Here is a 10,587-nt window from a genome sequence, read left to right on the forward strand (position 1 = left end):
CCGCGACCATCCAGCTCCGGGGTCTTCACTTCCACCACCGGGGTCTCGGCCGGCATTTCCGCCTTGGCCACCTTCTTGTGGCCACCACAGGCGGTCAGCAGCACCATCGGCAGCAGCAGGCCTGCGCAGCGCAGGGTTTGGTTGAGGGTCGGGTGGTACATGGGCAGGCTCCGTTCGGGAAATTCAGCAGCCAGACGCCCCCTACGCCTGGAACGGTGGCCGGCAACCGCCGGCCGCGGGCGATGATCAGCCCGGTGCAGCGGCCCCCAGCCGCTGCTGGTCACTGACCTCCAGCACCCGCCACTGGCCCTTGCCGAGATCGCCGAGCTGCAGCCCGCCGATCGCAACCCGGACCAGGCGCAGCACCTGCAGGTCGAAGGCCGCCAACAGGCGGCGGATGTGGCGGTTGCGGCCCTCGTCGAGGACCACCTCCAGCCACGCGGTCTTGTCGCCGCTGCGCAGCACGCGCACAGCCTGGGCGACGAGGAACTCGCCCTCGTCGTCCACGCCGGCCTGCAGGGCCGCCAGCGTGGCGTCATCGGGCAGGCGGTCGACCTGCACGTGGTAGGTCTTGTCCGGCCCGGTCTGCGGGTCGGTCAGGCGCGCCGCCCATTGCGGATCGTTGCTGAACAGCAACAACCCTTCACTGGCCTTGTCCAGGCGCCCGACCGGCGCGATCCACGGCAGGCCGGCACCATCGAAGCACCGGTACACGGTATCGCGGCCACGCTCATCCTGCGCGGTGGTCACCACCCCACGCGGTTTGTTGAGCATCAGGTACAGGCGCTGCGGCGCGCCCATCGGCTGGCCATCGACCTCGATCGGCGGCGCCGGCTGCCCAATCGGGAATTCGGGATCCCGCACGATGCGGCCGGAGACGCGCACGCGGCCATCGGCGATCCAGCGCGCGGCCTCGCTGCGCGAACACACACCGGCCTTGGACAGCACGCGCGCCAGGCCATGACGGACACCGGCGGCTGTGGCAGCGGGAGTCGCACGCCCACGCGGTGCGCGGGAGCGGGCGGCGGGGGCGGCAGGTGGGCGGCGCGTGCGCAAGCCTCTGCTCCCCGCGGTGCTTACTTCTTGTCGACCGGCTTGGTCTCAGCCGGTGCTTCGGCCGGGGCCGGAGTGGCGGCCGGAGCCGGACGCGCCTTGACCACACGCACGCCACGCGCCTTCATCCAGGCGTCGAACTCTTCGGCGGTCATGCGCTTGCCGTTCTGGCTCATGTCGAAGCGCCAGGGCGTGTTGTCGAATTCGGTCTGCGGCTTGTAGGCCGCCGGATCGTTCGGCTTCACTGCCGGGGCGCTCGGAATGGCCTTGGCGATGTTCTGGCAACCATCGATGCGTAGGCGCTGCAGCACCTGGTCCAGCGACTGCGACGGATCGTAGTTGCTGCTCAGCACGCCGGCCGGCATGCCCAACTGGTTGCCACGGATGTAGAGCTCGTCGGCCACCGGCGCGATGGTCGTAGCCGGCAACGGCAGCGGCGAGGCGCTGGTGTTGACCGAGCAATCGACCGCAGCGTGGGCGGCGGGAACCAGGGCCAGCGCCAGGAAGGCGGCCGATGCAGAGCGCAGCATGAAGGGCATCCAGGAAAGGAAGTGACGCGGCGAGTTTAGCAATGCCGCGACAGCTTTCAAGCGCCACTTTCAATGAATACGGCAACTCATTGGTTTTACGGATAAAAACCCGACGAACGGTTGTTCCCGGACCGACGGACACGCGGATTCCGGGCTACGGAAACAACAAGACCCGGCCGAAGCCGGGTCCTGCTGTGTCCTACTGGCAGATCGTCAGAACTTAGTTCTGGACGTTCAGCTCGGTACGACGGTTCTTGGCGCGACCTTCCGGGTTGTCCGAACCATCCGGGTTGGTGTTCGGAGCAATCGGACGGCTCTCGCCGTAGCCGATCGGGCCGACCAGGCGGCCGGCGTCAACGCCGTTCTTGGTCAGGTAGTTGTACACGGCGGTAGCACGACGCTCCGACAGCTTCTGGTTGTAAGCGTCGGTACCCTTCGAGTCGGTGTGACCGGCAACTTCAACGCGCAGATCCGGGTAACGCTTCAGGATCTCGGTGGCTTCGCTCAGGATCGCCACGGCGTCCGGACGCAGGTTCGACTTGTCGAAGTCGAAGTTGACGCCCTTCAGGTCGATGGAGACCGGCACCGGGCAACCGTCCGGACCGATGGTCTGACCCGGCTGCGAGTTCGGGCACTTGTCGTCGCAGTTGTTGACGCCGTCACCGTCGTCATCCAGGTCGGCGCAGCTCGGAGCAACCGGAGCCGGAGCCGGAGCAGCCGCGACCGGAGCCGGGCCCAGCGGGATCACGACGCCGACCGAAGCCAGCACGTCACCGAACCAGTCTTCCTTCGGAGCGGCAACGCTCTGGTCGTCGAAGTCAGCGCGGTAGGCCACTTCGGCGCGGACAGCAACGCGCTTTTCGAAGGTGGTCTGCAGGCCGACGCCCAGCTTGGCGGCAACGTTGCCGTCCTTACGCTGGCGCGGACCGTTGGCATTCAGCGCCGGGTACTCTTCTTCCGACTTCTGGTAGCCCAGGCCACCGACGATGTACGGGTTCCAGCCGCGGCCTTCCTTGATGAAGTGGCGACGCAGGTCCAGCGAGACGCCGTACTGCGACCAGTTCAGGTCCTTGTTCGAATCGAAGTTCGGGTTCTGATAGTTCAGCTCACCGTCCAGCGACCAGTTCGGGCTGATGAACTTGCCCAGGCCCAGGGTCACGAACGGAGCGTCATTGGTCAGACGGTCGCTGTCCTGGAAGTTGAAGCCGGCCGAACCGGTCAGGTACCAGCGGTCATCGAACTCCTGCGCCGAAGCTGCCTGGGCAAAAGCCAGGCCGCCCAGCAGCGCGGCAGTAAGGATCTTCTTGTTCATTGAGTACAGCTCCTATTTCGGGGGTATGAAACCGGTAGAGGCATGGGCCAGCACAAGTGCGTCGATGTACGACAGCCGATTCAGCACGCCACCGCCGCGAACATTATGCTCAGGCGGGTGAAGGCCATGTTAACAGTCCCGTAACATGTGAAGTGTTGCGCCCGACCGTCCGCCGGTCCGACGTTGAAACCCTATACAGGATGATGAAAATCCGCAAGACCCTCACGCTGCAAGGGTTTGACGGGGTTTAGGCGGGGAAAACGACATATTGCGCAACGCGCTGCATCAAACGGTTCGGCGCGTCTGCGGAAACGTGAGGAACCTTATGATGGAGCCACGAACCCAGCCGGAGCCGTGATGAAAGCCGTCGCCCTGAGTCGTGAATCCGCCCCTGCCCTGTGCGATATCCACCTGCCTCCGCCGCTGCCTCCCCGGGGCCGTGACCTGCTGGTCCGGGTCGAGGCGGTTTCAGTCAACCCCGTCGATGGCAAGCAGCGTGCCAGCACGGATCCGGCCACGCTCCAGGCACCCCGCGTGCTGGGTTGGGACGCTGCCGGCGTGGTCGAGGCAATCGGCGACGAGGCGAGCCTGTTTGCCTCCGGTGACGAGGTTTATTACGCAGGCGATGTCACCCGCCCCGGCTGCAATGCGCAGTACCACTGGGTGGATGAACGCCTGGTCGCGCGCAAGCCAACCACGCTGGATTTCGCTGAAGCCGCAGCGCTGCCGCTGACCACGCTCACCGCCTGGGAGCTGCTGTTCGAGCGCATGCCGCTGCGGCTGGACGATCGCCGCCACGCCGGCCAGCACCTGCTGGTGATCGGCGGTGCGGGCGGGGTCGGCTCGATGGCAATCCAGCTGGCCCGCCATGCGGGTTTCGAGGTGATCGCCACGGCGTCGCGCGAGGCCTCGGCCGACTGGTGCCGGCAGATGGGTGCCCGGCACGTGATCGACCACCGGCAACCACTTCAGGCCCAGCTGCAGGCGCTGGGCATCGACACGGTGCAGGTCGCACTCAACCTGGCCGACACCGATCACTACTGGGACGAACTGGGCCTGCTGCTGGCGCCGCAGGGACATGTGGGCCTGATCGTCGAGCCGCGTGGGCCGCTGCGCATCGGCGATCCCTACAAAGCCAAGTGCATCGGCATCCACTGGGAGTTCATGTTCGCGCGCTCGCGCTTTGCCACTGCCGACTGCATCGAGCAGCACCGCATCCTCAGCCGCACGGCCAGCATGATCGATGCCGGCCAGCTGCGCGGCACCCTCAGTGAAAGCCTGGGCCCGATCAATGCGGCAAATCTGGACATCGCGCATCAGCGCCTGGCCAGCGGACGCACGGTGGGCAAGCTGGCGCTGGCAGGCTGGGGCGACTGAGCCAGGCTGGAACGCCGCTGTAAAGCCGAGCCCATGCCCGGCTCCGCGGCCTGGGCGTAGAGTCGAGCTTGCTCGACTGATTCATCAGGAGCAGTCGAGCAAGCTCGACTCTACAGAACGGAGCAGATCCCGCCTGTGGCAGCGAATTGGCTGGCATCTGTATCTATGGAAGTGACTGGATCGGGATTACGGTGGAAACAGATTCCTCTCCCCCGAGACCGCCATGCCCACCGCCCTGCCCTTGCGCCTGCTGCAACTGATCACCGGCCTGTTCCTGTACGGCTTCGGCGCCTCGCTGATGATCCGTGCGGCCATCGGCGTGGCGCCCTGGGATGTCCTGTCACAGGGCATCGCCGCGCAGACGCCGCTGTCGTTCGGCCTGGCGACCAATGTCATCGGCGCACTGGTGTTGCTGCTGTGGTGGCCGCTGCGGCAGAAGCCGGGTGTAGGGACCGTGCTCAACGTGATGCTGATCGGCCCCTCCGCGCAGTTCGGGCTATGGCTGCTGCCGCCGGCCGTCGGCCTTGGCTGGCAGCTGGCAATGTTCTGCGCCGGCATGCTGCTGGTCGCGCTGGCCACCGGCCTGTACATCGGCGCCCGCCTCGGTCCCGGCCCGCGCGACGGCCTGATGACCGGCCTGCATGCCCGCACCGGCTGGCCGATCTGGAAGGTGCGCAGCCTGATCGAGGGCAGCGTGCTGCTGCTGGGCTGGTGGCTGGGCGGCAATGTCGGCCTCGGCACCCTCGCCTTCGCCCTGCTGATCGGTCCGCTGTGTGGTGTCACGCTGGGCTGGTTCGGGATCGGTCGCACCCCGGTAGTGCAGGCCGCTGGCCGGCAGCCGCAAGCACCCTGATCTGCCCAGGATGCCGGCCAGCGGCCGGCACTACCCAAAGGCCGGCCCTTGCCCCGGCCGCCGTTTCGCGGCACGCTTCGCGCTTCCGTACGCAAGCGTATCGACAATGTCGCCAGCCAACGAAAGCGCCTACCCCCATCTGTTCGCCCCGCTGGACCTGGGCTTCACCCAGCTGCGCAACCGCGTATTGATGGGCTCGATGCACACCGGCCTGGAGGATCGCGCCCGCGACTTCCCGCGGCTGGCGGCCTACTTCGCCGAACGCGCCGAGGGCGGTGTCGGCCTGATCGTCACCGGCGGCTTCGCGCCGAACGTGGTCGGCTGGCTGAAGCCGTTCGGCGGCAAGCTGTCCTGGCCCTGGGAAGTACGCCCGCACCGTCAGCTCACCGCCGCCGCGCACCAGCACGGCGCGAAGATCTGCCTGCAGCTGCTGCATGCCGGCCGCTATGCCTACCACCCTTTGTCGGTGGCGCCGTCGAAGCTGAAGGCACCGATCAACCCGTTCACCCCGCGTGCGTTGTCGGCCAGCGGCGTCGAGCGGCATATCGCCGACTACGCACGCAGCGCGAAGCTGGCCCGCGAGGCTGGCTACGACGGTGTGGAAGTGATGGGCTCGGAGGGCTACCTCATCAACGAGTTCATCGCCCCGCGCACCAACAAGCGCACCGACCGCTGGGGCGGCGATGCCAACCAGCGCATGCGCTTCGCGGTCGAGATCGTGCGCCGCATCCGCGAGGCCTGTGGCCCGGACTTCATCATCATCTACCGCCTGTCGCTGGTGGACCTGGTGGAGGACGGCAGCAACTGGGAGGAGATCGTGCAGCAGGCGCAGGCCATCGAGGCCGCCGGCGCGACGATCATCAATTCCGGCATCGGCTGGCACGAAGCCCGTATTCCGACCATTGCCACCTCGGTGCCGCGCGCTGCCTTCGCCGGGGTCACCGCCAAGCTCAAGCCGCATGTGAAGGTGCCGCTGGTGGCGACCAACCGCATCAACATGCCCGACGTGGCCGAGCGCATCCTGGCCGGCGGCGGCGCCGACATGGTGTCGCTGGCGCGGCCGCTGCTGGCCGACCCGCAATGGCCGAACAAGGCCCGTGCCGGCCGCGCCGAGGCAATCAACACCTGCATCGCCTGCAACCAGGCCTGCCTGGACCACGTGTTCGAGAACAAGCTGGCCAGCTGCCTGGTCAATCCGCGCGCCGCCCACGAGACCGAGCTGGTCTATCGCCCCACCGCCACGCCGAAGAAAGTTGCCGTGGTCGGTGCTGGCCCGGCAGGCCTGGCGTGTGCCACCGTCGCTGCCCAGCGCGGCCACCAGGTCACCCTGTTCGATGCCAACGAGGAGATCGGCGGCCAGTTCAACGTGGCCAAGCGCATCCCCGGCAAGGAAGAGTTCCACGAGACCCTGCGCTACTTCCGCCACACGCTGGCCGAAACCGGCGTGCAGCTGCGCCTCGGCACCCGCGCCGATGCCGCCACCCTGGCCGGCTTCGACGAGGTGGTGCTGGCCACCGGCATCACCCCGCGCAAGGTCGACTTCCCCGGCGCCGACCACGCCAAGGTGGTCAGCTACCTGGACGTGCTGCTGGGCCGGGTTGAAGTGGGCACCAATGCGGCGATCATCGGCGCCGGCGGCATCGGCTTCGATGTCGGCGAGTTCCTCAGCCACGCAGGTGAGTCACCCTCCCTCGACCCGCAACGCTGGATGGCCGAATGGGGCGTGGACAGCGCGTTCGAGGCCCGCGGCTCGCTGGGCCGGCCCGAGGTCGAGGCGTCACCGCGTCGGCTGTGGCTGCTGCAGCGCAGCCCGGGCAAGCCCGGCGCGCGACTGGGCAAGACCACTGGCTGGATTCACCGCGCCACACTGAAGGCCAAGGGCGTGCGCATGCTCGGTGGCGTCGAGTACCTGGGCGTGGACGACGAGGGCCTGCGCATCCGCGTGGAAGGCAGCGAACAGCTGCTGCCGGTCGACCATGTGGTGATCTGCGCCGGGCAGGAACCGAACCGTGCATTGCAGGCCGAACTGCAGGCCGCCGGCATCAACGCGCAGCTGATCGGGGGTGCCGATGTGGCCGCCGAACTGGATGCGAAGCGGGCCATCGACCAGGGCAGCCGGGTGGCCGCCGCGCTCTGATGAGCGCCTGAATGGGGGGCGGAATGTGATTTCCGTCACCCCTGCCGAACCTGAATGTCAAGCCGGGCGGTTCACGATGCGTTCGGCTATCCCCCCCTACCTTGCGCCATCTTTCCGCTCACCAGCCAGTTTCCGGTGAGCCGGCGCAGCCCCTCGATCGGTACTGATCGTTTCTTTTGGGGCTGCCCACGGGGCGGCCCCGATGGCCGCCTCCCCATGACGCCAAGTCGTACCCCGCCTCCTGTCGCCCCCGCGGCCGGAACCGGAGCGTGCGGCCCATACGGAGCAAGGAGTTATATGAAACTGGCCTGGATTCTCTGGCTGTCGCAGTTGTTGCCTCAGCCGGCCGCTGATTCATTGTGTTTGAGCACCACCGTTTACCTGGAAGCCCGCGACCAGACCCTGCGTGGCCAGCAGGCCGTCGCCGAGGTCGCCCTGCGCCGCCTCGACAGTGGCCTGTGGGGCGACTCCATGTGCCAGGTGGTCACCGCGCGCAAGCAGTTCGCACCGACCATCGTCTCGCCCGGCACCCAGCTGGGCAATGATGCGGCCTGGAGCGAGGCGATGAACGTGGCCTTCGACGCCGAGCGCAACTGGGCGCTGCCGGCCGGCGAGCGCCGCGAGATCGTGCCCGGTGCCAGCCACTTCGCCGCGCTGTCCATTGCCAGCCCGAACTGGCGCAATGCCTACCAGGTGGCCACCATCGGCGATCACACCTTCTATAAGGTGCAGAACCTCAAGCCGCGGCAGTCGTAACGATCCGTGCTGGCGGCAGCGTTGCCGCCCGCTGGCAAGCTCTGGGATAGTGGGCGTTTCCCGCCCGCATCACCTGGAGTTCCCATGAAGCTGTACAGCAAGCCCGGTGCCTGTTCCACCGCCGACCACATCGCCCTGCAGTGGACCGGCCAGCCGTTCGAGGTTGAACTGCTGAACAAGGACACCCTGAAGGGCCCGGAATTCCTCAAGATCAATCCGGCCGGTGCCGTCCCCGCACTGGTCGACGGCGACTTCGTGCTGCTGCAGAACGCCGCGATCATGGGCTATATCGCCGACAGCTTCCCGCAGGCCGGCCTCGGCGGCGACGGCAGCCCGCGCCAGCGCGCCGAAGCCACCCGCTGGCTGGCCTTCGTCAATTCCGATGTGCATCCTGCCTTCTCGCCGCTGTTCGCGCCGGGCAAGTTCATTGCCGACGAGAGCCAGTTCGATGCGATCCGCGCCGCCGCGCGCAAGCGCCTGCGCGCCCTGTTCGAGACCGCCGACAAGCAGCTGGCCGACAAGCCGTGGCTGGCCGGCTTCCGCAGCTTCGCCGACCCGTACTTCTACATCACGCTGCGCTGGGCTGCTGGCACCAAGGTCGACCTGTCCGGCCTGGACAACCTGGCCGCCTACAAGGCGCGCATGGATGCCGATGCCGGCGTGCAGGCCGCGCTGAAGGCCGAGGGCCTGGCCTGATCCAGACCATGGGTCGGAGCCGTCTTCGCAGCAGACGGCTCTGCCCCTATAGGTGCAATCGCCACACTCAGCCGATCTGGCGGATCACTTCGCCCTTGGCATCGCGCAGGTACGTCGGCACCACTTCGATGCGCAGCGCCCCGGCCACCGGGTAGATCCCGCGCTCGGCCCGCACGCCTGCCAGCGCCTGCAGTCCCGACTCGTCCAGTGCCCAGCGCGCGCTGTCGGCCGATACCTCGCCGGTTTCACCGCGCGCGGCCGGAATGAATTCCCACTGCCGCTCGCGGCTGACCAGTTCCAGCGATTTGCCGTGGCGCAGCCGTAGCGGCAGCAGCTCGCTCACGCTGGCCACTTGGCCCGCACCGAGCACCAGGGTGGTGACGCCCGCCTCCTGCCGCCAGTCCAGCGTCTCGATGAACAGCATGCCGGTGCTGGAGCCCTCGCGCTCGCTGCCTGTCTGCACCTGTGCAGCCAGTGCCGGATCCTCCAGCAGGTTGCCGCGATGCAGGTCGCTGATCCACAGCGGCATCGCCGGTTGCAGCGCCTGCAGCACGCCGCGCGTCGACCAGCGCTTGACCGCTTCCATCTCCTCATCGGTCAGCCCGACCAGCTGCAGGAACTGCAGGTGGCCATTGGCGGTGTCGCGTGCGGGCAACTGCGGATCTGCGACGAAGGCCAGATGGCACAAGCGCGTGTTGGTCTCCAACGCGATCGGGCCGTTGGCGTTGAGGTGATGGCCGTCCTCGAACACGTTGCCACTGCCGAACACATAGCGCGCCAGGTTCTGCAGCAGGTTCATCGGCCACACCGGTGGCGTGCTGCCGGCGTTCTCACCGGCGTCGGCAGCGAGGCGGAAGGTCAGCTCGAAACCATAGCCACTGGCGGTGGCATCACTGCTCTCCTTTGCGTACAGCTCGGAGAAGCCGTAGGTGATGTAATGCCAATGCGGTACCGGCGCATCCGCCCAGTACACGCTGATGCCATCGAGCGGATCCTGGCCACCGAGCGTGTACGGAAGCGCGGTGCCGAAGTGACGCGGTTCCTGCCCGGCATACAGCGGCGCCAGCGCCGCATTGATCGCGTCCCAGCCGGGGGTATCGGTGTCGTCGTGGTCGTCCTGCACGCGGGACTCTTTGTGGGGAAGTGAACCGATCACTTTACGCGGTGGCTCAGGCCTGCACGACCTCGCCGCCACCATTGACCACGGCCGCCTGGGTCTCCTGCCACCAGCGCTGCGCCAATGCCGGGCTGCGCGCCTTGCCCACCGCCGCCAGCAGTTCCGGGCACAGGCGTTCCAGTGCCAGCGCATCGGTGCAGCGTTCGATCTTCAACTGCATGAAATAGCCCTTCAGGCCCAGATGCCGACGCACGGCCTCACTCATCGCGTCGTACAGCTGCTGGTACAGCGCCGGGTCCTGTTCACGGCCGGTGCTGATGCTGCGCGTCGGTGCGGCTTCGACACTTCCGCCGATCACTTCAATCAGGCCCTGCGCTGACAATTGCTCCAGTGCGTCCGGTGGCGCGCGCAGGCCTTCGAACAGGCCGCGCAGTTCAGTGTCATCGCGATGGCCGTCGACCATCAGCAGGATCGAACGCAGTGCCGCCGGCAGGCGCCGACCACGGTCCTCGATTTCCTGGCGGCCAGCGGCCGTCTTGGCGTGCAGCAAAGCCATTGCCTCCCCCCAATCTCTCGATGCGCAATGCCAGCGCGCCCTGGCGGGCGCGCTCCCCTGTGTGCCATCCCCGGACGGCACGCGCCTTCCCCGGCGCGCACCGCGTATTGCAGGTCGATGACAGGCCGAGCTTAGCGCAAGTGCTGCGGGTAGTGCCGGCCGCTGGCCGGCAACCTCGGGATTGATGGGGGGTGCCGGCC

Annotated in this window: 10 protein-coding genes; 5 read left to right on the forward strand and 5 right to left on the reverse strand. The window is 67.4% G+C overall.

Features of this window, described 5'->3' with window-relative positions:
- Nucleotides 1-246 precede the first annotated feature (246 nt).
- The 3 genes from R1L06_RS19955 to R1L06_RS19965 form a co-directional block, all read right to left on the reverse strand.
- A complete protein-coding gene (locus R1L06_RS19955) occupies nt 247-1,056 on the reverse strand; it encodes a pseudouridine synthase (RefSeq protein WP_317218566.1) in 810 nt (269 codons plus the stop codon).
- A gap of 20 nt (nt 1,057-1,076) precedes the next feature.
- Nucleotides 1,077-1,583: a hypothetical protein gene (locus R1L06_RS19960; protein ID WP_010483956.1), complete on the reverse strand. Its 507-nt coding sequence runs from the start codon at nt 1,581-1,583 to the stop codon at nt 1,077-1,079.
- A gap of 220 nt (nt 1,584-1,803) precedes the next feature.
- The gene (locus tag R1L06_RS19965; RefSeq protein ID WP_010483958.1) at nt 1,804-2,895 is read right to left on the reverse strand and encodes an OmpA family protein; all 1,092 of its coding nucleotides are present in this window, start codon (nt 2,893-2,895) and stop codon (nt 1,804-1,806) included.
- A gap of 357 nt (nt 2,896-3,252) precedes the next feature.
- Between R1L06_RS19965 and R1L06_RS19970 the strand changes: the two genes are divergently transcribed.
- From R1L06_RS19970 to R1L06_RS19990, 5 genes are all read left to right on the forward strand, one after another.
- Nucleotides 3,253-4,272, forward strand: coding sequence for a zinc-binding alcohol dehydrogenase family protein (locus tag R1L06_RS19970; protein WP_071229155.1), 1,020 nt, complete (start codon nt 3,253-3,255; stop codon nt 4,270-4,272).
- A gap of 223 nt (nt 4,273-4,495) precedes the next feature.
- Complete coding sequence (gene yczE / locus R1L06_RS19975; protein WP_317218567.1) at nt 4,496-5,125, forward strand: membrane protein YczE; 630 nt, start codon at nt 4,496-4,498, stop codon at nt 5,123-5,125.
- A 106-nt stretch (nt 5,126-5,231) separates the two neighbouring features.
- Entirely contained in the window at nt 5,232-7,262 is a 2,031-nt protein-coding gene (locus R1L06_RS19980; protein WP_032130479.1) for an NADPH-dependent 2,4-dienoyl-CoA reductase, read from the forward strand.
- Between the two features lie 297 nt (nt 7,263-7,559).
- A complete protein-coding gene (locus R1L06_RS19985) occupies nt 7,560-8,018 on the forward strand; it encodes a cell wall hydrolase (protein ID WP_004154513.1) in 459 nt (152 codons plus the stop codon).
- Nucleotides 8,019-8,102: 84 nt separating this feature from the next.
- Entirely contained in the window at nt 8,103-8,714 is a 612-nt protein-coding gene (locus tag R1L06_RS19990; RefSeq protein WP_317218568.1) for a glutathione S-transferase N-terminal domain-containing protein, read from the forward strand.
- Nucleotides 8,715-8,781: 67 nt separating this feature from the next.
- Here R1L06_RS19990 and R1L06_RS19995 read toward each other — a convergent pair whose 3' ends face one another.
- The gene (locus R1L06_RS19995; protein WP_317218569.1) at nt 8,782-9,837 is read right to left on the reverse strand and encodes a suppressor of fused domain protein; all 1,056 of its coding nucleotides are present in this window, start codon (nt 9,835-9,837) and stop codon (nt 8,782-8,784) included.
- Nucleotides 9,838-9,883: 46 nt separating this feature from the next.
- Complete coding sequence (locus R1L06_RS20000) at nt 9,884-10,387, reverse strand: hypothetical protein (protein WP_279943227.1); 504 nt, start codon at nt 10,385-10,387, stop codon at nt 9,884-9,886.
- Between the last annotated feature and the right edge of the window lie 200 nt (nt 10,388-10,587).

The sequence above is a fragment of the Stenotrophomonas mexicanensis genome, assembly GCF_032911605.1.
Classification (GTDB): domain Bacteria; phylum Pseudomonadota; class Gammaproteobacteria; order Xanthomonadales; family Xanthomonadaceae; genus Stenotrophomonas; species Stenotrophomonas maltophilia_A.